Origin of the sequence: Christiangramia lutea, from assembly GCF_022489035.1 — a bacterium.
Taxonomy (GTDB): Bacteria; Bacteroidota; Bacteroidia; order Flavobacteriales; family Flavobacteriaceae; genus Christiangramia; species Christiangramia lutea.
This window is the reverse complement of record NZ_JAKVTV010000006.1, coordinates 57,903-81,251: the sequence shown is the minus strand read 5'-3', so window position 1 is coordinate 81,251 and position 23,349 is coordinate 57,903. Positions and strand designations below refer to the sequence as shown.

General features: G+C 39.8%; 16 protein-coding genes. 4 read left to right on the top strand and 12 right to left on the bottom strand.

The annotated features are described in order from the left end of the window. Nucleotides 1–9: 9 nt before the first annotated feature. The 3 genes from glpK to ML462_RS14985 form a co-directional block, all read right to left on the bottom strand. The gene (glpK, locus tag ML462_RS14995; RefSeq protein WP_240714647.1) at nucleotides 10–1,503 is read right to left on the bottom strand and encodes a glycerol kinase GlpK; all 1,494 of its coding nucleotides are present in this window, start codon (nucleotides 1,501–1,503) and stop codon (nucleotides 10–12) included. Further along, nucleotides 1,503–3,122, bottom strand: coding sequence for a glycerol-3-phosphate dehydrogenase/oxidase (locus ML462_RS14990; RefSeq protein ID WP_240714646.1), 1,620 nt, complete (start codon nucleotides 3,120–3,122; stop codon nucleotides 1,503–1,505). Before ML462_RS14990 ends, glpK begins: the two co-directional genes overlap by 1 nt. Before the next feature lie 176 nt (nucleotides 3,123–3,298). Continuing rightward, nucleotides 3,299–4,285: a hypothetical protein gene (locus tag ML462_RS14985; RefSeq protein ID WP_240714645.1), complete on the bottom strand. Its 987-nt coding sequence runs from the start codon at nucleotides 4,283–4,285 to the stop codon at nucleotides 3,299–3,301. A 229-nt stretch (nucleotides 4,286–4,514) separates the two neighbouring features. On the opposite strand from ML462_RS14985, the gene ML462_RS14980 reads away from it, so the two are divergent. From ML462_RS14980 to ML462_RS14965, 4 genes are all read left to right on the top strand, one after another. Next, nucleotides 4,515–6,458 carry an alpha-1,4-glucan--maltose-1-phosphate maltosyltransferase gene (locus tag ML462_RS14980; protein ID WP_240714644.1) on the top strand — a complete coding sequence of 648 codons (1,944 nt, stop codon included), beginning with the start codon at nucleotides 4,515–4,517 and terminating at the stop codon, nucleotides 6,456–6,458. Nucleotides 6,459–6,462: 4 nt separating this feature from the next. Further along, a complete protein-coding gene (locus tag ML462_RS14975; protein WP_240714643.1) occupies nucleotides 6,463–8,109 on the top strand; it encodes a maltokinase N-terminal cap-like domain-containing protein in 1,647 nt (548 codons plus the stop codon). A 9-nt stretch (nucleotides 8,110–8,118) separates the two neighbouring features. Then, nucleotides 8,119–10,026 (top strand): 1,4-alpha-glucan branching protein GlgB, encoded by a 1,908-nt coding sequence (gene glgB, locus ML462_RS14970; protein WP_240714642.1) that lies wholly within the window; start codon nucleotides 8,119–8,121, stop codon nucleotides 10,024–10,026. A 64-nt stretch (nucleotides 10,027–10,090) separates the two neighbouring features. Then, nucleotides 10,091–12,490, top strand: a complete 2,400-nt coding sequence (locus ML462_RS14965) for a glycoside hydrolase family 31 protein (RefSeq protein ID WP_240714641.1) — start codon at nucleotides 10,091–10,093, stop codon at nucleotides 12,488–12,490. Nucleotides 12,491–12,560: 70 nt separating this feature from the next. Here ML462_RS14965 and ML462_RS14960 read toward each other — a convergent pair whose 3' ends face one another. The 9 genes from ML462_RS14960 to ccoS all read right to left on the bottom strand — a co-directional run bounded on the left by ML462_RS14960 (nucleotide 12,561) and on the right by ccoS (nucleotide 23,340). After that, entirely contained in the window at nucleotides 12,561–16,421 is a 3,861-nt protein-coding gene (locus ML462_RS14960) for a hybrid sensor histidine kinase/response regulator transcription factor (RefSeq protein ID WP_240714640.1), read from the bottom strand. A 300-nt stretch (nucleotides 16,422–16,721) separates the two neighbouring features. Then, entirely contained in the window at nucleotides 16,722–16,859 is a 138-nt protein-coding gene (locus ML462_RS14955) for a hypothetical protein (protein ID WP_240714639.1), read from the bottom strand. A gap of 3 nt (nucleotides 16,860–16,862) precedes the next feature. Next, nucleotides 16,863–17,588, bottom strand: a complete 726-nt coding sequence (locus ML462_RS14950) for a sulfite exporter TauE/SafE family protein (RefSeq protein ID WP_240714638.1) — start codon at nucleotides 17,586–17,588, stop codon at nucleotides 16,863–16,865. A 1-nt stretch (nucleotide 17,589) separates the two neighbouring features. Then, complete coding sequence (locus ML462_RS14945) at nucleotides 17,590–18,039, bottom strand: FixH family protein (RefSeq protein ID WP_240714637.1); 450 nt, start codon at nucleotides 18,037–18,039, stop codon at nucleotides 17,590–17,592. Between the two features lie 107 nt (nucleotides 18,040–18,146). Next, entirely contained in the window at nucleotides 18,147–19,568 is a 1,422-nt protein-coding gene (gene ccoG / locus ML462_RS14940) for a cytochrome c oxidase accessory protein CcoG (RefSeq protein ID WP_240714636.1), read from the bottom strand. A 126-nt stretch (nucleotides 19,569–19,694) separates the two neighbouring features. Beyond that, nucleotides 19,695–20,645 (bottom strand): cbb3-type cytochrome c oxidase N-terminal domain-containing protein, encoded by a 951-nt coding sequence (locus tag ML462_RS14935; protein ID WP_240714635.1) that lies wholly within the window; start codon nucleotides 20,643–20,645, stop codon nucleotides 19,695–19,697. Between the two features lie 83 nt (nucleotides 20,646–20,728). Then, complete coding sequence (locus tag ML462_RS14930; RefSeq protein ID WP_240714634.1) at nucleotides 20,729–20,935, bottom strand: CcoQ/FixQ family Cbb3-type cytochrome c oxidase assembly chaperone; 207 nt, start codon at nucleotides 20,933–20,935, stop codon at nucleotides 20,729–20,731. 12 nt (nucleotides 20,936–20,947) lie between these two features. After that, on the bottom strand, nucleotides 20,948–23,143 hold the full coding sequence (gene ccoN, locus ML462_RS14925) for a cytochrome-c oxidase, cbb3-type subunit I (RefSeq protein WP_240714633.1): 2,196 nt from the start codon (nucleotides 23,141–23,143) through the stop codon (nucleotides 20,948–20,950). Between the two features lie 2 nt (nucleotides 23,144–23,145). After that, complete coding sequence (gene ccoS / locus ML462_RS14920; protein ID WP_240714632.1) at nucleotides 23,146–23,340, bottom strand: cbb3-type cytochrome oxidase assembly protein CcoS; 195 nt, start codon at nucleotides 23,338–23,340, stop codon at nucleotides 23,146–23,148. Nucleotides 23,341–23,349: the final 9 nt, after the last annotated feature.

Here is a 23,349-nt window from a genome sequence, read left to right as displayed (position 1 = left end):
ATTAAAAGGTTAAAGTTCAGTCCAGTGTTCCACGGTTTTCACAGCCTTATACCAGCCTTCTATCCCTTCACCAATTGCCGTCCTTTCTGTAGCCGGATCAAATTTCTTATCCTCGATCCAAATTTTTTCAAGAGCTTCGATATCTTCCCAGAAACCGACAGCCAATCCGGCAAGATAGGCAGCTCCAAGAGCAGTGGTTTCCGTAATTTTTGGTCTAACTGTAATCGTATTGAGCACATCAGATTGAAATTGCATTAAAAGGTCATTTACTGTTGCACCTCCATCTACCCTTAATTCTCCAATTTTAATCCCGGAATCGGCTTCCATGGCTTTCATTATATCCATAGACTGGTATGCTACCGCTTCCAGGGAAGCCCTGGCAATATGCGCATCGGTAGAACCGCGGGTCAATCCTAAAATAGTTCCCTTTGCCTTCTGATTCCAGTGTGGTGCCCCGAGCCCGGCAAAAGAAGGAACAAAATACACTCCTCCGGAATTTTCTATGCTGGCAGCGAGTTTTTCAACATCTTCAGATCTTTTAATTATACCAAGGCCGTCACGTAACCATTGAACAACTGCACCTCCAATAAATATACTTCCTTCCAAGGCATATGCCACCTCATCACCTATTTTCCATGCTACGGAAGTGAGAAGATTATTACCTGAAAGCACCGGTTTTTCACCAATGTTCATAAGCATAAAACAGCCAGTACCATAGGTATTCTTCACCATGCCCTTTCTAGTACATAACTGGCCGAAAAGCGCTGCCATCTGATCTCCGGCAATTCCGGAAATTGGTATTCTTGACGCGAATAGGCTGGATTCTATATGACCATAGATCTCACTGGAGTCTCGCACTTCAGGCAACATCGAGAATGGAATATCAAAAATTTCCAAGAGTTCTTTATCCCATGATAATGAGTGAATGTTATAAAGCATGGTTCTTGATGCGTTGGTGACATCGGTGATATGCAATCGTTTCTTACTGAAATTATATACCAGCCAGGTATCTATGGTTCCAAAGGCAAGATCTCCAGATTCGGCCATTTCCCTCGCCCCATCAACATTGTCCAGTATCCATTTCACTTTAGTAGCAGAAAAATAAGAATCTACGATAAGCCCGGTTCTTTCCCTTATGAATCTATCTTTTACGTCGTTTTTCAGTTGTTCGCAATATTCAAGTGTCCTTTTATCCTGCCAAACAATGGCGTTATAAATAGGCTTACCGGTTCTTTTATTCCAGACCACACAGGTTTCACGCTGATTGGTGATTCCTATGGCAGCGACATCTTCTCCTTGAATGCCTTCCTTGGTTACCGCTTCAGCCGCAACCCCGGCCTGCGAAGACCATATCTCCATGGGATCGTGTTCAACCCAACCCGGCTTTGGGAATATTTGCCTGAATTCTTTCTGGACCTTCGAAACAATTTTTCCTTCTTTATCGAATAAAATTGCCCTGGAACTAGTGGTGCCCTGATCTAAGGCAAGGATATACTTTCCCATTATTTTTGAATTTTTATTTGCTCCATGGATGTTTTTTCAGGAGAGATCAGATAATGGTTTTTTACCAGTTCTCTAAAATCCTTTACCTGCTCGTCTATCCAATCATCATCGCGTTCAAGTTCTTCGGCCATAAGCCTTGCGACCATTGGCGCAACTTCATAAGCTGCCCTGGCATCGAGGAATAGCAATCTCACCCGGCGAGCTAACACATCTTCAAGACTTCTGGCCATTTCGAATTTCACCGCCCAAACCACTTCAGCCTTGAGATAAGGTAGATCCTCATATATCCTTTTTCCAAGCTCCGGTCTTTCTGCGATAAGATTTTTGATCAGGGATTTATCACTGCCATAAATATGCAGGTGGCTTTTGTGATTCTTATGACTTTTAGCACCGTGAATTAAAAAACTTTCCGTGATACATTTACGTGGGGGAAGCCTGTTACGTTCTATAGCATAATCCAGTGTATCCTCGGCCATTTTCCTGTAGGTGGTCCATTTCCCTCCAGTAATGGTTAAAAGACCATGGTTCGAAAATTCAATTTTATGTCCCCGGGAAATTTCTTTCGTACTTTTTTCCTCGCCATTGCCGGCCGCGAGTGGTCTGAGTCCGGCAAAAACACTTTTTACATCAGATCGATTTACCTTCTTTTTAATGTATCTATTAAAAGTATTCATAATGAAATCGATTTCCTGTTCGAGGGCTTTAGGCTCCAGTTCAGGTTTTTCCAGAAGCGTGTCTGTAGTACCCACCAGCACCTTTCTATTCCAGGGAACAGCGAATAAAACTCTTCCATCATCGGTTTTAGGGATCATCAAAGCATCATCTCCAGGGAAAAATTTTTTATCAAAAACCAGGTGTACGCCCTGGCTGGCCCTGATCAGTGGTTTTGCCTCCGGATTGGCCATTTTTCGAATATAATCTACAAATACGCCAGTGGCATTTATCACAAGCTTGCCTCTAAACTCGTAGAATTTGCCAGTTTCGGCATCCCTGGCTTTAACCATATTTACAGTATCATTTTCTTCGGAAGAAATACCTATCACTTTAAAATGATTAAGAGCAACTCCCCCATTTTCAATACAGGTCTGGGCAATATTTACGGCGAGACGGGCATCATCAAATTGGCCATCCAGGTAGATCACTCCGCCACGAAGATCTTCGCGAACCAAAGATGGAAGGCGATCTATAACTTCTGAATTAGTTATCCTCTCAGATTTCCCCATGCTTAATTTTCCAGCCAGAAAATCATAGGTCTTTAAACCAAAATTATAATACAGGCCTTCCCACCACAGGTAATTAGGAATAACAAACTTCTGCTTTTTGACTAAATGAGGAGCGTTCTTAGCAAGCAATCCTCTTTCATGAAGCGCCTCTCTTACTAATTCGATATTTCCCTGAGCCAGATAACGTATACCTCCATGTACAAGCTTTGTGCTTCTGCTTGAGGTTCCTTTAGCGAAATCTACCTGTTCAAGGAGTAAGGTTTTAAATCCACGGGTCACGGCATCTAAGGCAATTCCCAGGCCAGTTGCTCCACCACCAATAATAATAATATCCCATTTATCACACTTTTTAGCTTCTTCGATCAGTCGGCTCCGAGAAAAAACAGAATGTTTCACTAGTTAATTTAAATTATCATTTTTTCTAATTTACATTTTTAATTTCAATATCATATTTATTATCAGAGCTTTATAATTCGTTTAGTTTTAATAATTATCTTAAGATTTGACGGAATAGACCAAGCTAAATTGCCCTTAATCTGTAAAAAATTCCCTCATTTGGCGGGATCTTTAATCTATTTTACGGTAAAAGTTTTGAGCATACCTTTACTTTCAGGATCTGGTATTTCTGAAACCAGCACATAATTACCCGGTCTTAGCTCAGCTGTAAAATAACCTGTTCCGCCCTCTTTCATTTCCTGCATCCCTCCCAGAAATTTAAATCCTTCCGGTGCAGGAGTCTTAAATCCGTTTGGATCTGCCCAGTTTAACCAGCTATTCAGCTTAGACATATCTGCTCCATCTTCAGTACGAACAAGGTGTACGTCGTGCATTACAAAATTTTCATGAACTTTCTGTTCTCCAAAATTCACTTTAAAGACCTTTTCTCCTGGCGAGAATCTTTCGTTAAAAGTAATCCCTTCATTAGCAGATATAGAAATATTATAATCTTCCTGAATATCTACCGCAGAACTATCTGCTTCAGAAACGTTAATTTGCATGGCCATGCCTTGGGTATTATGAAATACTCCGTTGGCCATTTTCACATAACATTCGATCACGTAAGTTCCTGGTTCAAGATAAAAAGTTGACTGAGCTGTGCTTTTGGGAGAGATTAAACCTACTCCTCCTGTAAACTCAACCTGCTGAAACCATTCCGGTAGTTTCCCAAAAGCCTCGTTTGCCTTTTCCATTTCTCCTGCGGCAATTAAATCCATACCTTCCTGGAACGCAGGACCAACCTCTTTTTCGGCATCTTCTATGGTTTTACCTTCCGGATATTTATCAAAAAGAATAAAATGTGTCTCGTTAGAGTTGTTCCTGTATCTAACTGTTTTCCACCCAGAGGTCCAATCTTCTTTGGTTTTAAATTCCATTGCGTTCGTAACTATGGTAACCAAATCTAAAGGTGATTCCTCTTTTACCTTTTTTTCTTCAGTTGCAGTTTCACTTTTCTCATCGGTGTCCTTTTTCTTGTTATCCTGACATGCAACAGCCAGTGAAAAGACAGAACTTAAAAGGAAGACCCGGAGAAATAACGAACTTAATTTGCTTATTTTCATATGTATGATTTTTGGTTGTTTTCAAATCAAAAATTCTCAGGGCTTAATCTAAATTCCTAATTTTTAATGAAAACACCAAGATTTATCAGCTTATACTAATCATATAAACACCTAAACCTTAATTAATTGTCAAAAAATTAAACAAGTTCATGAATATGATCGAATTTCGAATTCAGTTTATTAAATTTAAGATTCTGGTAATTCAAGAACCTAAAAAAATAGAATGCTTATGCAGGAAAAAAGCAGAATTGTAATTGAAAATATTAAACCTGTTATTAACGGCGGAGATTATCCTGTAAAAAGAGTGGTAGACGAGATCGTAGAGGTTAATGCAGATATTTTCGGAGATGGCCATGATATAATTCAGGCCTCTGTTTTTTATAAACATAAAAAGGAAAAGAATTGGAAAGAAGCCAGAATGCACCCAACAGCGAATGACAGCTGGAATGGTTTTTTCAGTGTTGAAAAACAGGGTGACTACCAATATTATTTGCAAGGCTGGGAAGATCACGGTCTTAACTGGCATCATGGGATCATAAAAAAGATCGAAGATGGGCAACATGTAAAATCTGAATTGCTGGAGGGAGCCGAATTACTAAAACCAATTCTCAAGAAATGCAATAAAACAGAAGCTGAAATTGTAAAAAAAGCTCTTAATAGCTTTAAAGATGAGGAAAAATATGAAGAGGCAGTTAATATTTGCCTGGATCCTGATTTGAAAAACATATTTCTGAATCACCCAATTAAAGCAGTTCCATTTGAATCTCAAAAGATCCCTGTTTACGTAGACCGGAAAAAAGCCAGATTCAGTACCTGGTATGAATTCTTTCCAAGATCATCCTCTTCTGAAGAAAATAAGCACGGAAACTTTAAAGCTTGTGAACAGATCCTGCCAAGGATTGCTGAAATGGGCTTTGATGTACTTTATTTTCCTCCGGTTCACCCAATAGGAGAAGTAAACAGAAAGGGAAAGAACAATGCCACAGATGCTGCTCCAGATGATGTAGGTTCTCCCTGGGGAATAGGTTCGGAAAAAGGAGGGCACAGGGATATCCACCCTCAATTGGGGAGTTTGGATGATTTTAAAGAATTGGTTAGAAAGGCAAATGACCTGGGAATTGAGGTTGCTATGGATTTTGCCTTGCAGGCTGCCCCAGACCATCCTTATGTAAAAGAACATCCAAAGTGGTTCAAATGGCGCCCAGACGGAAGTATTCAATATGCTGAAAATCCACCTAAAAAATACCAGGACATTCTGCCTATCTATTTCGAATCTGAAGAATGGAAAAAAATGTGGAACGAGTTCCGTGACCTGGTAATTTACTGGATCGAGGAAGCAGGAATTAATATTTTCAGGGTAGATAATCCGCATACCAAGCCTTTTTATTTCTGGGGATGGTTGATCGCAGAGGTGAAGAAAAAATATCCTGACACACTTTTCCTTTCGGAAGCTTTTACCAGGCCCAAGATCATGGAGCAGCTCGCAAAACAAGGTTTTACCCAATCTTATACTTATTTCACGTGGCGCACCAATAAACATGAGCTTACTGAATATGTGAACGAACTCACAAAAACAGATCGCAAAGAATATTTCAGGCCTAATTTCTGGCCAAATACACCAGATATTAACCCATTTCACCTACAAGGAGCTAATGAATCCATGCACATGATAAGATATTTCCTTGCGGCAACCTTGAGTTCCAATACAGGTATTTACGGACCAGTATTCGAATTTATGGTTTCAGAGGCAGTGCCCGGAAAAGAAGAATATCACGATTCAGAAAAATACCAGATAAGACACTGGGACTGGAAAGCCGAAAATAAGTTAATGCGGGTGATCACCAGGATAAATGAAGCAAGAAAAACCAATCCTTCGCTTCAGCAAACCAATAATATACAGTTCTGCGAGATCCATGATGAAGGCATGATGGCTTATTATAAATTCGACCAGAACAGGGAGAACCATACCCTGATGGTGGTGAGCCTGGATCCGCACAACTCAAAACAAGCTTCGGTAAAAGTGCCAAGACATGAATTGCAACTTGATTTTGGGCAATCCATAACCGTGGAAGACCTGATCACGGGTAATTCATATAACTGGGATCAGGAATGGTGCTTTATAGAGCTGCACCCGGAAATGCCATTTCATTTATTCAGAATCCATAAAAATTAACAGTATGTCAAAGAAGGACGAACCCGACTTTAATACTTCAGATTTTCAATTCAAATGTACCTGGGAAGAGGCATTTGAAGACCAGGAATTCATAAAGACTTTCAGCACTGAAATTCTAGAGGATTATATCCTGAAAAAACGTTGGTACGCGGGAAAATCGAGTACACTGAAATATATTGAGGTAGTAGACCATGGCAAACTGAAATCAGAAAAACACACCTATTACGGTGTACTAATAGAAATTAATTTTAGCGAGGCTTTTTTCCAGGATTATTTTATTCCGCTGAGTTTTATCCCAGAGTCGAAGGAAAAACTTAAAACAAATACCGTGATCGCGCCCGTTACCTTCCAGGGAGTTCAGGGTTATTTAATAGACGCTATTCATATAGAGGATTTTCGCCATCTGGTTTTTGATAAGATCATGGCCTATTCTTCAGACCAGGAAGACGATAAAGTAATTTTTCATCGATCTGAAACCATTAAACCTTCAAAATACAAATCGTCTAAATTTATGGGAGGTGAACAGAGCAACACGTCCATTATTTATAATGACGAATTCGTGATGAAGTTCTTCAGGAGGATCTATACCAGTAAAAATCCAGATTATGAGATTAGCAGATTCCTCAGCGAGAAAAGCAATTTTAAAAATACACCGGCTTATGTGGGTAGTATCAACCTGGCGCTTGACAGCGGTGATACCATCACCCTTTCCCTCATGCAGGAATTGCTCGAGAATGAAGGTGACGCCTGGAAATATATGCTTAAAGAATTAAAATCGGTTTACTCAAATCTCGATCAAAAGAATATTAATGTTAACAAACTGCCAGACATTTCATTGTATCAGAGACAGCCAATTAATACTATTCCGCCAGAGATCATTGATTTTGCCGGTTTAAATATTTTCCTGAAGACCTCAAAACTGGCCTTAAGAACCGCCGAAATGCATATAGCCTTGGGTAGTGACATGCAGGATACGGCTTTCACTCCTCAAAAATACAATGGCGATTATGCAGTATGGTTAAAGAACAGGCTTATCTATATGTTCCAGAACAGGCTTAACACCATCGAAAACAATATGCATAAACTGGAAGGTGAGGCACTGAAACTGGCCAAAGAATTCCTGGATAATAAAAAAGAGATAAGGGAACACTTCCTCAATTTCAACTGGACCAAAATGAAAAGTGAAAGGATTAGGATCCACGGCGATTATCATCTGGGCCAGGTGCTGGTAAATCATGATGATTTTTACCTGCTCGACTTCGAAGGGGAACCGGAAAGCACCATTCAGGACAGGAAGGTGAAACAACCTCCATTAAAAGATGTTGCGGGCATGTTCAGATCTTTTCATTACGCTATTTATTCCACTATTTTCAATAATGATGGAAGCTTTACGACTTCCCACGAAGATATTTGTAAGGCCGGGGAAGTACTCTATAAATATATGATAGGGGTCTTTATGGAAACCTATGTTCATAAAGTGCAGAATGAAAATCTCAACATAGGTTATAAACAGGAAATCGAATTTTTATTGGATTATTGCCTGCTGGAAAAAGCCGTTTATGAGTTGGGCTACGAGCTGAATTCAAGGCCTCGCTGGACCATCATCCCGTTAAGAGGAATAGCCAGCATTTTAAAGAATAAGAAAAACTAAAAACCAACTATGAAAAAAGAAGTTCAGGTACACTCTTTATTTTCAGATTTTGATATATCCCTATTCAGAGCCGGAAAACACTATCGGCTCTATGAAAAATTCGGCGCTCACATAACGGAAGTTAATGGAGAAAAAGGGGTTTATTTCGCCGTTTGGGCACCTTCAGCCAAATCGGTTTCGGTAATTGGAGATTTTAATTACTGGTTAGAAGGCGAGCATCCTTTAAACGTTCGTTGGGATGAAAGTGGTATTTGGGAAGGCTTTATTCCCGGTGTGGAAAAAGGCGCGAAATATAAATACAAGATCCACTCCCATAATAACGATATGAGGCTCGAAAAGGCAGATCCATATGCGCTTAGGTGTGAACATCCGCCAAATACAGCTTCCATTGTATGGGATCTGGATTATAAATGGAAAGACAAAAAATTCCTTTCAAAAAGAACAGAAATTAATTCTTTAGATAAACCATATTCAATTTATGAAATGCACCTGGGATCATGGAGAAAGAATATGGATGAACACCGCTCTCTCACCTATACCGAAATGGCCAAGGAATTAGTTTCATACGTCAAGGAAATGGGATTCACCCATGTAGAGTTCATGCCAATTATGGAATACCCATACGATCCGTCCTGGGGTTATCAATTAACCGGGTACTTTGCCCCTACCTCCCGATTCGGAACTCCACAAGAATTTATGGAATTAATGGATGCTTTTCATAAGGCAGGAATTGGAGTCATCCTGGATTGGGTTCCTTCACATTTCCCGGAAGACAAGCACGGTCTGGGTATGTTTGACGGCTCTCATCTATATGAACATCCCGATCCCAGGAAAGGCTATCACCCAGATTGGAAAAGTCTGATTTTTAATTATGGTCGAAACGAAGTGCGTTCTTTTTTGATTAGCAATGCAGTATTCTGGCTGGATAAATATCACGTAGACGGCCTTAGGGTTGATGCCGTTGCTTCAATGCTTTACTTAGATTATTCACGTGAGGACGGAGAATGGGAACCAAATGAACATGGCGGAAGAGAGAATTTGGATGCCATCAGTTTTATAAGGGACCTTAATACTGAAGTTTATAAGAGTTTTGAAGGAGTTCAAACGATCGCCGAGGAATCCACTTCCTTCCCCATGGTTTCCAAACCGGTAGACCTGGGCGGACTAGGATTTGGAATGAAATGGATGATGGGCTGGATGCACGACACCCTGGAGTTTTTTAAGAAAGACCCTATTTACAGGCAATATCACCATAATGATATCAGCTTTAGCATGACCTATGCCTTCACTGAAAATTTTGCACTTCCCCTGAGTCATGATGAGGTGGTTTACGGAAAAAATTCTTTGCTGGGAAGAATGCCCGGCGATGAATGGCAGAGATTTGCCAATTTAAGGCTATTATATTCCTATATGTTCACCCACCCAGGAGCAAAACTTCTGTTCATGGGGGCTGAAATAGGACAATATGACGAGTGGAATTATAATACAAGCCTTGACTGGCATTTACTGGAATACGAGCCTCATAAGGGAATCAAAAAGCTTCTGATAGATTTAAACAAACTATATAAATCCAGACCGGCATTACACGAAAAACAATTCTCTGCTGAAGGATTTGAATGGATCTCTTACGATGATAGTCAGAACTCTGTTTTATGCTATTTAAGAAAAGGTAAAAAGCCAGAAGACAGCCTCGTTGTAGTCTGCAATTTTACGCCTACGGTTCTCAAGGACTATAGCATAGGGCTGCCATCAAAAGGAAAACTAAAGGAAGTTTTCAATTCAGACAACAAGAAATACTGGGGTTCAGGTTCACAAAACAAACCTTTAAAAATCGAGGAAACTTCTTTTCACGACAGGGATTATTCAGCAAAAATCAATATTCCACCTTTGGCAACAGTTGTTTTTGAAATTTTATGAACAACTAAATAAAAATTAAGAAGAATAGATTTCTTTTGTATTTACCAAAAAAGATTGCAAGGCTATGATTACCAATACAGAACTAGAACACAAAGGGAATCTATATCCCACCGCATTAATATCATTTGAACACGATCAGGATACCATAAGTTTTATAACAAAAAACGGAGTTAGGTTACTAATCCAGGTTCTTAGGGACAATATGCTTAGACTTCGATATACAACAACAGGTATTTTCGAACATGATTTTTCTTATGCTGTGGATGAAAACCATCCACACGGGTTCAATCAACTGGAAATTCATGAAACCGATACGCATATTGAAATCACTACAGCAAAAATTATTTGTAAAGTAGCCAGGGATGATATTCGTGTTGGAATGTACAATTTAGAAGGTAAACCTATTCTGGAAGATGAATTAGGCTTTCACTGGGAGGAAAGCTTCGAGTTTGGAGGAAACTTCGTAAAAATGAGTAAATCATCCAGAGATCAGGAAAACTTCTTTGGTCTTGGAGACAAACCTACTAACTTCAATTTGAAAGGTAAAAGACTCAGTCTTTGGAATACAGATCAGTATGCATATGGCAAGGACACTGCCGAACTATACAAGGCAGTTCCGTTTTATATGGGTTTGCATAGCAGTATGTCTTACGGAATCTTTTTTGATAATACCTTTAAAACACATTTTGACTTTTGCCATGAGCGCAGGAATGTGACAAGTTTTTGGGCAGATGGAGGTGAAATGAATTACTATTTCATTTACGGGCCTGAGATGAGTGACGTGCTTACAACTTATACCGATCTTACTGGAAAACCAGAGTTACCTCCAATGTGGGCTTTAGGTTTCCATCAGTGTAAATGGAGTTATTATCCTGAAAGCAAAGTTAAAGAGATCACCTCCAAGTTCAGGGAGTTGAATTTCCCTTGTGACGCAATCTACCTGGACATAGATTATATGGATGGTTTTAGATGTTTCACCTGGAATAAAGAATATTTCCCAGATCCTAAAAGAATGGTGTCTGAACTTGAGGAAATTGGATTTAAAACCGTAGCGATCATAGACCCTGGAATCAAGATCGATCTTAGCTATAATATTTTCAAGGAAGCTCTGGAAAAGGATTATTTCTGCCGGAGAGCAGACGGGCCTTATATGAGAGGAAAAGTTTGGCCGGGAGAATGCTACTTCCCAGATTTTACCAACCCCGAAGTGAGAGAATGGTGGAGTGGACTTTATCGAGAAATAATTGGCGAAATAGGAGTGAAGGGTATCTGGAACGATATGAATGAACCTGCCGTGATGGAAGTTCCTGGAAAGACATTCCCATTAGACGTACGCCACGATTATGATGGCCACCGATGTAGCCATCGTAAAGCTCATAATATTTACGGAATGCAAATGGCGAGATCTACCTATGAAGGTGTTAAGAAGTTCAATTTCCCCAAAAGACCATTCATTATTACCAGGGCAAATTATTCCGGTGGACAGAGATATACTTCTACCTGGACTGGCGATAATGTGGCTACCTGGGAACACTTGTGGCTGGCAAACATACAGATTCAAAGGTTATGCATGAGCGGAATGAGCTTTTCAGGATCTGATATTGGTGGTTTCGCAGAGCAACCTTCAGGAGAGCTCTATACACGATGGCTTCAACTTGGTATCTTCCATCCTTTCTGTAGAGTACATTCTTCCGGAGATCACGGTGAACAGGAACCATGGTTCTTTGGGGAGGAAGTGCTGGATATTTCCCGAAAGTTTGTAGAGTTAAGATATCAGTTGCTGCCCTATTTGTATACTACCTTTTATAAATATGTTCAGGAAGGTATTCCAATCTTAAAGCCACTGGTTTATTTCGACCAGGCAGACGTTCAGACTCATTACAGGTCCGACGAATTTATTTTTGGAAGTAAGATCCTGGTCTGCCCGGTTCAGGAACCAAACGTACAGGGACGAAGAATGTATATTCCTCGCGGACGATGGTATAACTACTGGAATGATAAACCTGTACAGGGCGGTAAGGAAATGTGGGTAGATGCTCCACTAGACATTATCCCTATTTTTATTAAAGAAGGTGCCGTTATTCCAAAATATCCCGTTCAACAATACGTAGACCAGTTAGAGATTGAGCAGTTACACCTCGATGTTTATTATAAACTGGGAAAAGAAAATTCAGATTTCTATGAAGATGCACATGACGGATACGAATACCGTCAGAACATCTACAGTTTGCGAACATTCAAATTAACCGGGAAGGAAGATGAAATCATTCTTCAGCAGCATAAGAGCGGTAGGTATTCTGCGACCTATACAACTTTTAAATTGAAATTACACGGACTTCCTTTCAAGATCAAAAGAGTTTTCTTTGAGAATGAAGAAGTGCCTTTAGAAAAGATTAAATTTAATGCCGAAGAACATACGATAATAATTGATAAAGAATTTAGTGAGCTGCATTTAGTAGGATAACCAAATATAACTTAGTATAATTAGCCTGTCAGGAATAGTTCCCGACAGGCTAATTTTTATTAGGGCAAAATTATTCTGAATCTTTATCTACTGCTTCAGTTAGACTGTAGCCATAAAATTTTTTATAAGACTCATAAAAGATACTCGGGCTTGAGAATCCAGATTTATAAGCAATTTCCATCACATTCATATCTGTATGCTCCATTAGATCCCTCGCGTAGTTCAATCTCGTAAACTCCATAAAATCCTGCGGAGACAGGTCTACCAGACTTTTGAGCTTCATGAATAAAGTATTACTGCTAACTCCAAGTGCCGAGCTTAGGTCATGAACAGAAAAACTTTCATTTTTGATATTCTGAATAGTCCTATCAGTTAGATCCTGGATGAACTTCTTATCCCTTTCACTGCGAAATTCAGGTTTGGTATGATCTATATACGATTGAACGAAACTTTTTCTCAGATCCTTTTGCCAGTTCAATACTTCGGTAAGCTTACCAAGCAGAAGATTCATATCAATCGGTTTTTTTATAACTATTGAAATCTCCTCTAATTGAAGGTCATGAATGGCCTGGTTCTGTTCTGCAAGGAGAAAAATATTGATATGATTTAAGCCTGTATTTCTTTTGAGCATTTTTGAAAGCTGAACCGCGTTCATATCTGGAAACATTGCAGCTGAAATAATAATATCTGGAAAGATCATTCCTGCTTTATCCAGGCCTTCTTCAGCTGAAACAGCCTGATATACCTGACAATATTTGCCAATTTCATTTACCAGCAATTCCCTGCTCTCTAATTCATTTTCAATAATAAGGATTTTACACTCGCTTAGATTTTTGATACCGGGTAGAACTTTTGTTTCCGTAACTGGCCTAATACTTTCTTTTTTAAGAATGGAGGCAGCTCTTTCCGGAACTTTTCTGTAATCTCCCTTTCGATTCTTTACTACAGCAGTAAATGTAGAGCCTTCATTTAATTCAGTTTCATAAGAAAAGCTTCCACCTGCCTCGAGTATCAGCTCTTTGGCTTTGATAATATATCTAAGACCACTTTTATCCCTTAGCCTTTTGGTAGTATTGATAGATCTTTTCTTTTCAATAACCTTAAGATCATTTTCGGGTATACCTCTTCCATTATCGGTCACCTGAATTTTAAGATCTCCTATATTGGTTTCGATAAGGTTAAGAATTATCTTAGCCTTATTATTGGTGTAGCCCGCACTACCTGAGATCATGCTGAAGATGACCTTATCCAGTAACTCCAGGTTATAGTAAAATTCAGATCCTCCCCACTGATTGTTAAGGATTACTTCCAGGTCCCTGCTCTTGAAAACCGGCTTTATCTCATCCAGCACTTTCGGAATATGTACCTCAAGATTAATCTTTGAGATCTCATAAACTGAACCCTGGTAATTAAAATTGAGTATCTGGTTGAATAGATCATCGAATCTCGCGGCGTATCGTTGAAGATCTTCCGGATCTCCCTTAAGCGCCTCTGCAGAGATCTTATTCAGGGATTTTACGGCACTTTCCACCGGTTGTTTAAATTCTTTTTGCAGATTCTGGCGCAACTCTTCTCTAGCTGCCTTATCGGCATTTCGGGATCTTTTTATGAACACCACGACAAAAATTGCGACCATGGCCAGTACGCTGATTCCCATAAACAAATAAACGCTGCTAACGGAACTTCCTAATCCTGCAACATTTAGATCAATAGATTCCGGCTGGGTCCAACCAGAATCTACCAGTTTTGCTTTCACAAGAAAAGTATAATTTCCAGGAGCCAGATTCGCATAGTTTGCATGATTAACTGGTATTGGTTTGCTCCATTCCTCTTCCAGACCAGTAAGTTTCCAGGAATACAGTATAGAATCAGGAGCCAGATGGGAGATCCCGGCAAAATTTATCCTGAAACCTGAATTCTCATCGATTTCTACCTGCCTGTTAACCGCAAGATCAATATTTTCATTTCCATTATTCTTTTCTTTTGGCACCGTAAAGGACCTCAACTCAAGTCTAGGTTTAAAGTCCTGTTGCGCGAGCATAGTTTTAGGTTTAAAAATATTGACCCCTTTACTACCTCCAAAAACCATGGCTCCATTTTCCAGCTTAGCGAAAGCTGTATTGATTTCGGTTGAAGACAATCCATGTAATTCAGAATAAAGCTTTACATTTTCATCTTCAGAATTGTAAAAAACAAGGCCTTTATCTGAAGTGAGCCAATATCCACTATTATCATCCAATTCGATCCCATTGATATTATTGCTGGGCAGGGCATTTTGTTTATTTAGAACAGTAATTTCTTCTGTTTTGAAATTATAGCTGATCAAACCAGCTCCTTTTGTCGCAAATAAGCCGATCCCGGAGTGGGTAATCTTCAGGTCATTAACGGCATAATAATCCATTTCGCTATTTGCATTGAGTTTTTCAAGATCGGTAATACGGCCCGAATAAGGATCAAGCGAATGAACCCTTGATCTTGTCGCGATAATTATCTTTTTCGGACCTAATTCGCCAATGGCCTGAACCTCTATCAAGGGATAATTCTTTATCTGGTTATTTGGAGAAATCCTGGTTAAAAATCCATCGTTTCCTCCTATCCAAACATTTTCCCCAGCATCTGTGAAAACCGTATTCGCAGCCTTAATCTTCGTTTTATATAAAGCATCTGTAGAATAATGTGCTCTTAAAAGTGTATGGATATTGATCTTATAAACACCATCATTGGCAGTAGCAATCCACATATGATCACCAGCGGCTACCAGATCTGTGATCTCATCTGGATCTTCAAAATTTCGTTTGAAATTCAGGTTTTTTATATGTCGCCATCTATCGGTCCTGGTGTCCCAAATGCTAAGCCCATCAGCAGTTCCAAACCAAACTGAACCCTTTGAGTCCGTTTCTACCGCTGTTACAAAATCATTAGCCAGGCTTGAATATCTTGCAGGATCATTCTGTAATTTCTTAACCGCATATCCTGAAAAATTACTCAGGAACAATCCTTCTCTGGCAACCATCCACAGCAGATTGCTATCATCAAGATAAATACTATAGATATCGTCCGGGAATTTATTATTTACAGGGATATAAGCAAGATTCTTATCCAGTCTCGCTATTCCTGAACCTTTTATTGAAAGTAAAACCTCATCATACAAAAATTCCATCCCGGTTATTTTCTTATTCCCGAATTGGGCAGGAAGAGTATATACTTTTTGAAAATTGTTAAGGTCGGAGTCAATTTTGAAAAGACCTTTACCATTTGTCCCGACCAGGATGTTACCCCCTACGGCTTCCACCGTGGTAATTGGCAGATCCTGGAAATATCCCATATCTACCTTCTTAAATTTACCTGAACGCCTGTCTATACTAAGAATACCGTTGGGACCGGCAAAGATTATTTTATCATTGAAAAGGGCAATATCTACTGCCATAGTATTTTCAGAAAGGAACCTTGAAATACCAAAATCCTTCTTATCTGAGTCTATATTTAGTTTAAAAACTCCGTTTTCGGCAGCGATCCAGAGTTGATTACCTGAATCTTCACGCATGGAATAAATCTTTCCCGTGATATCGCTAACGAATTCAAAACTGTCTTTCCCGGGCTGGAATATAGCGAGACCCTTTTCAGCATAGACCCAGATATTATTCTCTGAATCTGAATAGGTTCCCTGGTAATCTTTCCCTATTTCCGTAGGCATGCCGCGGAATTTATTATAATCCTGAACCTCTACAGAATTATACCTCGTTACCTTTACCGGCGTCGTGATCCAAAGGTTTTCTTCTTGATCTTTTTGTATATGAACCTCTTCAGCTTTGAGAAAGGCATCTATCGCCTGTATTTTTTGAGCAGATACCGTGGTTTGACCATAAGAACTACTGCTGCTTCCTGAAAGAATCACCAGGAAAAGCAGAATTTTAAATTTAAAATGCCCCAAATCTTATATTTTAAATTGTTAAAACAATGATAATTTAGGAATTATCGTTATTACAATTTGCTCTAGAATAGATTTTTAGGATTGAATTATCAATACGATATTAACAAAATTTGGAAAGAATTTTCATACATAGAAAAAAAACTCAAAAACAAAAAAGGCTAACCAATATACAAACGCATATTCAGTTAGCCTTCGTGTTATCGTTTTACCAAATTACAACATAATAAATTTACGAAGTAATTTTTAAAATTCAAATCATCTTCGGATAAAAGACAAATAATACAGGATTTTCTGTATTCTTTAATTATCCTTTCTTCCTCCGTTTTTAATCATATGATTAACAATAAGGATCAATGCCAAACAAACGATCCCGAAAAACAATATGATACCCGTTCCCAAACTCCAGTTAACCCAAGGGATGTTGATTAATACTAACATAATTCAAGATTTTGTGATTTGTAATGGTTGATGACATTCAAATTCTGAAGAAACCCTTTCAGTTTGTTGTTTTGGAGAAACATAGGGAATTCCCAATCCCAAGCCTCGCAGGATAAACATGATCGCGATTACACCCACAAAAAGCGGGATGAACCTGCGAATATATTTGCGGCTTTTTAACGAAATTATGTTACTAAGCCAGATCGCACTAGTCATTAAAGGGATGGTTCCAAGACCAAAAAGAACCATATATAAAGAACCTTCCAGAGCACTCCCGCCGGCAATGGCGCCTAAAACTGCCATATATACCAGTCCGCAGGGAAGAAAACCATTTAAAAAGCCTACTGTGAAAAATGTATCTGGCTTTTTCTTTTGAAGTTCTTTTCCAAGATGATTTTTTAGATTAGAAACGAATTTAAAACCCGCATTTTCAGGATTTAATTTCCCCAGTTTCCGCTTCGGAATTAGAACCAGTAACAGCATTATAGTTCCCATGATAATTGATAACTGCTGTTGTAATCCGAATAAGGACAAACCTTTCCCCACAATACCGAAGGCTAAACCGATCACGGCATAGGAAAAGATCCGGCCGGAATGATAAAGGAAGATCTGAAGTAATCTTCTCAGGTTATTTTCCCTATCCAGGGGTAGTAAAAATGCAATGGGGCCGCACATTCCAATACAATGAAAGCTTCCAAGTAATCCGAATATGAGTGCCGATATGAACATTTTAGTACACGATTTCTTCCTTGAATAAAAATTCCTTTCCTTCTTTTTGCCAATACACTTTTATATTCCACCTGCCCTGTATCAAGGTGGCTTCCGGAACTTCCAGTTCCTGTCCTTTGATATCTGATAACGGAATATTGAAATCCAGCAGTTTATTTGAAGGCCGGTAGAAATTCACATTACCTTCAAGTTTAGTCAGATCCATATCTCCGGGAAATTGAAGAATTAGTTTGGAGCCTTCTCTCCTAAGGTTAATCTTTTGATCCATGGCCAGAGCATTCTTTTCAGCATCTATGTCCTGCTGATAGTGCAATTCTTCTTTATAGTAATCTTCCACAACCAGGTCGTGATCATAATCTGAACTGCTCATCATGGTCACTACAAAATACATGATGAAGGTGATGAAAGCGACCATCCCAATTACCAAACCTGTTCCCCAATTGATCTTCATAATTTATTTTTTTTAAAATTCTATTTTTTCGGCTTTCACTTTTTTCAGCCTTCGATTGCGCTCAGGCTGACAATCCTTTCTAAGATCTCAATACTTATATCTCACTTCTAATTATAACTCCGCGGACCTAAGAAAGTCGTCCCCGTGGTTTCTATAAGGTTCTCACCGTCATAGACAGCAATCTTCAATTTATCTTTTTCGGTTTCCAGAGCGGCTTTGTTTATTTCAATAAAAAGCGTGCCTTCAGCCAGTCCATTCGCGGGAACGAGAATAGAACTTCCCTTTACTGTCCTGATGCTCCCCTTATGGGACATTAGTTTAAACTGAACATTCTCATAATCCTTCGAAGTCTTATTTATCAGCTTATAGGTATAAACATTACTAATAATATTGTTCTCCTTATGTTCGTAAAGTTGCCCGGGAAGTCTTAAAATATTTGCTTCCACATCGCTTCTGAGAAAAAGCATTCCTGTTAAAACCGAAACCAGGATAAATAACACCGCTGCGTAACCCTTGATTCGCGGAGTGAACTTGAACTTCTTCCTCTTTTCAATATTCTCCTCGCTGGCATATCTAATTAAGCCTCGAGGAAGATCCACAGCATCCATAATGTTATTGCAGGCGTCGATACATGCGGTGCAATTCACACATTCCAGTTGTGTCCCATTCCTGATATCGATACCGGTTGGACAAACCTGCACACATTGCAAGCAATCTATACAATCTCCTTTCCCGCTAGCTTCTCTATCCTCATTCTTTTTGAATTTCGCTCTCCCCTTTTCCTTTTCGCCTCTTTTATGATCATAGGCCACAACTATAGATTTCGTATCTAGGAGCACTCCTTGCAACCTTCCGTAGGGACAGGCGATGACACAAACCTGCTCCCGAAACCAGGCAAAAACAAAATAGAACACCCCGGTAAAGATGAGCAATGAAATAAGGGTGCTAATATGAGCAAGGGGACCTTCCTGGATATATAAAAGCAACCTGTCGCTTCCAATTAGATAAGCAAGAAAAACATTAGCGATCAAAAAGGAGATGATGAAGAAAATGAACCATTTTGACGCTTTTTTCCTGATCTTCTCGGCATTCCAGTTCTGCTTATCCAGTCTTATTTGTTTACCACGGTCACCTTCAATCCAGTATTCTATTCTTCTGAAAACCATTTCCATAAAGATCGTTTGCGGACAGATCCATCCACAAAAGATCCTTCCGAAGGCGACGGTGAATAAAACCACGAAGACCACTCCTATCAGCATCATTAAAACGAACAGGTAAAAATCCTGTGGCCAGAATATATCCCCGAAAATATTGAATCTTCTCTCCAATACATTGAACATTAGAAACTGGTTCCCGTTCAGTTTTATAAATGGAGAAACGAAAAGGAAAATAAGCAGGAAGTAGCTTACCCATTTACGATATTTATATAATATCCCATCAGGTTTTTTGGGATAGACCCAGGAACGTTTCCCTTCGGAAGTAACCGTACCTATACTATCCCTGAATCTTTCTTGCTCCTGCTTTTCCAAAATTGAGCTTGTTTTTTTAATTTTTGGTTACCCAACAAAATTTGTGTTCCCGTCAAGCTGAACTTGTTTTCAGCTTCTTTATCATTTGGACCCGGGATCCTGAAATAAATTCAGGATGACGTTTAGTTATTCGTAATCCATTTTGATCTCTACTGAAGTTGAATCGGTCATTTCCACCTCAACCTCATCTACTCTTGCATCGGGGTCTACCCAAAGTTCGCCTTCAGGCGCCTTGGGATCTGCAGGTGTTGTGCTATGTAAACTCAATACATAACTGGCCACCTGCGCGATTTCATCAGGTTTCAGATCGGTTTTCCAGGCAACCATTCCTTTCCCGGCACGGCCACCCTCAGAGATCGTATTGAACACATTTTTGATACCTCCTCCCAGGATCCAGTAAGAATCGGTTAGGTTCGGGCCAATTCCCCCACCTCCATCGATCTTATGACAGGCAGCGCAGTTTCCACTGAAAATTGCTTTTCCGGCATTAATATCTTTTTCACCGGTTAAAAGTTCAACTGTATTCGCATCCACCAGGCCTTTGGCATTCTTTTTATACTCTTCCACAGCTGCTTTGGCTTCAGCAACTTCTACCAGGTACTCTTCTTTTTGAGAAGCACCGTCAAAAATGTGATACCTGGCCAGATAGATTCCCGCGAAGATGATGGAAGCATAAAATCCGTACAACCACCATGGCGGAAGGTTATTATCCAGTTCTTTGATCCCATCATAATTGTGATCCAGGATGATCTCTTCTTCTTTCTCGATTGGTTTTTTGTCCAGAAGTTTATCATAGGCCTCCCTGAACCAGGCAAAACGCTGTTGCTTTTTCACGGCCATGGCGTTTTCATATTTAGCCCGGGAATCTGGCTTCAGGGATAAATAAAGTGTTCTTTCCAATGCAGCTACCGAAACTTCAATGGCCACACCAATAAGCAGGATCACCCCAAGGATCAACCAGATAATAGGATAGGCTTCAAAAATTGATTGCTCACCGGTTTCCAGGATGGAATTGGCCAGAACAATGGCTAAAACCAGTAGACCTAATATTCTTAATGCTGAAAATAGTCTTTTCATCTGTTTATATTTTTTTGTAATCGGTCAGATGCAATGTGCCAATAGTAATTTCAATTAACATTGAAACCCTTTCCTGGCTCATTTCATGATCTGCTTTCTTTTTGGTTAATTATGCTATTGTCCTCCATATCCAGGGGAAGATCACTTACCTTTTTTATATAATCCTTCTTGGCAGTAAACACCCACCAGAAAAGGGCGGTGAAAAAAATGAAGAATATAAGCAGGGAGATGATCGGGTATATCTCTACCCCCTCTATACTTTCCAAGGGACCTTTTACGAATTTCAACATGGTCTCAGGTTTTTATTTGGTTGATACTTGTTTTAAATCTTCGGCCTTGATATCTGTACCCAGTCTTTGCAGGTAAGCAATAAGCGCCACGATCTCTCTATCTCTCATTTCCGTGAATTCTTCACCGTTCTCCTCGGCAAACTTTTTATCGGCCTCATAGCTGGTTGCGAAATCTGGATCTGAATAAAGGTTCTGCTCTATCTGAGTACCTTGCTCAGACATCCACTGCTGGGCTCTTTCTATCTCCTCATCGGTATAGGGAACTCCAAGGGTTTGCATTGCCCTCATCTTATCTTCGGTTTTGGATTTATCGAGTTCATCCTGAACCAGCCATTTATAGGACGGCATGATAGAACCTGAAGAGGTGCTTTGTGGATCGTACATATGGTTCAGGTGCCAGTTATCTGAATATTTCTGACCTATACGGTGCAAGTCCGGCCCGGTTCGTTTACTTCCCCATAAGAACGGGAAGTCATACCTGTATTCTCCTGCTTTGGAATATTCACCATATCGCTCTACCTCGCTTCGAAAAGGTCTCACCATTTGCGAGTGACAGGATACACAACCTTCTCTAATATAGATATCACGACCTTCGAGTTCTAAAGGTGTATATGGTTTTACACTGGAGATCACCGGCACATATTCATCTACCATCAGTGATGGAATGATTTGCACCATCCCTCCAATAAGTATCGCGATAGTGGCGAAAATGGTAAGTTTTACCGGTCTTCTTTCCAACCAGCTGTGGTAAGCTTCTCCAGCGGTTCTTTTCTTGGTTACAGGTTGTAAAGCGGCAGCTTCAGCAAGTTCATCCTCAACTGCGCTTCCCTGTCTAACAGTTTTTACGATGTTATAAAGCATGACAAAAGCACCAAGGATATACAAACTTCCTCCTATTGCTCTCATCCAGTACATCGGGATGATCTGGGTTACAGTTTCAAGGAAATTCCCGTAAGTAAGGGTTCCGTCTGGATTGAATTGTTTCCACATAGAGGCCTGAACAAAACCGGCAACGTACATTGGCAATGCATAGATGATAATTCCTAGGGTTCCCATCCAGAAGTGGGTATTCGCCAATTTAATAGACCATAATTTGGTTTTAAACAATCTTGGTACTAGCCAGTAAACCATTCCGAAGGTTAAGAAACCATTCCAGGCAAGAGCACCAACGTGAACATGGGCAATGATCCAGTCACTAAAGTGAGCGATGGCATTCACATTTTTAAGCGATAACATCGGGCCTTCAAAAGTAGCCATCCCATAACCGGTGATTGCAACCACCATAAATTTTAAAACCGGGTCTGTTCTAACCTTATCCCAGGCTCCACGCAGGGTTAACAATCCGTTGATCATCCCTCCCCAGGATGGGAATAATAACATTACAGAAAATGCTACTCCCAGGTTCTGGGCCCAGTCTGGTAAAGCAGTGTAAAGTAAATGGTGAGGCCCTGCCCAGATATAAATGAATATTAGTGACCAAAAATGGATGATCGAAAGTCGGTAAGAATAAACAGGCCTGTTCGCCGCCTTAGGCACGAAATAATACATCAGTCCAAGAAAGGGTGTAGTAAGGAAGAAAGCCACCGCATTATGCCCATACCACCACTGAACAAGCGCATCCTGAACTCCGGAATAGAATGAATAACTCTTTAAGGCAGAAACTGGAATTTCAATATTATTAAAAATATGAAGCACGGCAACGGTAACGAAAGTAGCCAGGTAAAACCAGATCGCCACGTAGAGATGACGTTGCCGTCTCTTAATCATGGTTCCGATCAGGTTTGCTCCAAAAGCTACCCAGATTAAAGCGATGGCAATATCAAATGGCCATTCCAGTTCAGCGTATTCTTTAGAAGAGGTATAACCTAAAGGCAGGGTGATCGCTGCGCCAACGATTATAAGCTGCCAGCCCCAGAAATTAATATTACTCAGGGCATCGCTCCACATTCGAGCTTTCAGCAATCGCTGGGTGGAATAATAAATCCCGGCGTAAAGCGCATTTCCCACAAATGCAAAGATCACCGCATTCGTATGCAGAGGCCTTAATCTTCCGAAGCTTAACCAGGAGATACCATCGGTGATATTAGGAAAAATAAACATAAAGGCGAGCAGTAACCCAACGCTCATGCCTATAATGCCCCAAAACATGGTGGCGATGATAAATTTCTTTACGATCTTATTATCGTAATAAAACTGCTGTACTTCCATAATTAATTAGATTTCACTTTATTGAGAGGTTGATTTTCCTTAGCATCAGGTTTTACAAGCTCATCATCGAAAAGCATTCGTACCGAAGGCGTATAAACATCATCATACTGTCCCTTTTTCACAGAAACTACGAAGGCGATAAAGAAGATGATGGCTACAATCACACTAATAGCCAGTAACATATATATAATGCTCATGATTCTTGA

Bases quoted from the DNA above. Each gene is read 5' to 3' on its own strand.
- ccoS (WP_240714632.1), bottom strand. From the start codon at position 23,340: ATGAGCATTATATATATGTTACTGGCTATTAGTGTGATTGTAGCCATC.
- ML462_RS14930 (WP_240714634.1), bottom strand. From the start codon at position 20,935: ATGTTGAAATTCGTAAAAGGTCCCTTGGAAAGTATAGAGGGGGTAGAG.
- ccoN (WP_240714633.1), bottom strand. From the start codon at position 23,143: ATGGAAGTACAGCAGTTTTATTACGATAATAAGATCGTAAAGAAATTT.
- ML462_RS14985 (WP_240714645.1), bottom strand. From the start codon at position 4,285: ATGAAAATAAGCAAATTAAGTTCGTTATTTCTCCGGGTCTTCCTTTTA.
- ML462_RS14980 (WP_240714644.1), top strand. From the start codon at position 4,515: ATGCAGGAAAAAAGCAGAATTGTAATTGAAAATATTAAACCTGTTATT.
- ML462_RS14945 (WP_240714637.1), bottom strand. From the start codon at position 18,039: ATGAAGATCAATTGGGGAACAGGTTTGGTAATTGGGATGGTCGCTTTC.
- ML462_RS14975 (WP_240714643.1), top strand. From the start codon at position 6,463: ATGTCAAAGAAGGACGAACCCGACTTTAATACTTCAGATTTTCAATTC.
- ML462_RS14965 (WP_240714641.1), top strand. From the start codon at position 10,091: ATGATTACCAATACAGAACTAGAACACAAAGGGAATCTATATCCCACC.
- ML462_RS14935 (WP_240714635.1), bottom strand. From the start codon at position 20,645: ATGAAAAGACTATTTTCAGCATTAAGAATATTAGGTCTACTGGTTTTA.
- glgB (WP_240714642.1), top strand. From the start codon at position 8,119: ATGAAAAAAGAAGTTCAGGTACACTCTTTATTTTCAGATTTTGATATA.
- glpK (WP_240714647.1), bottom strand. From the start codon at position 1,503: ATGGGAAAGTATATCCTTGCCTTAGATCAGGGCACCACTAGTTCCAGG.
- ML462_RS14955 (WP_240714639.1), bottom strand. From the start codon at position 16,859: ATGTTAGTATTAATCAACATCCCTTGGGTTAACTGGAGTTTGGGAACG.
- ML462_RS14950 (WP_240714638.1), bottom strand. From the start codon at position 17,588: ATGTTCATATCGGCACTCATATTCGGATTACTTGGAAGCTTTCATTGT.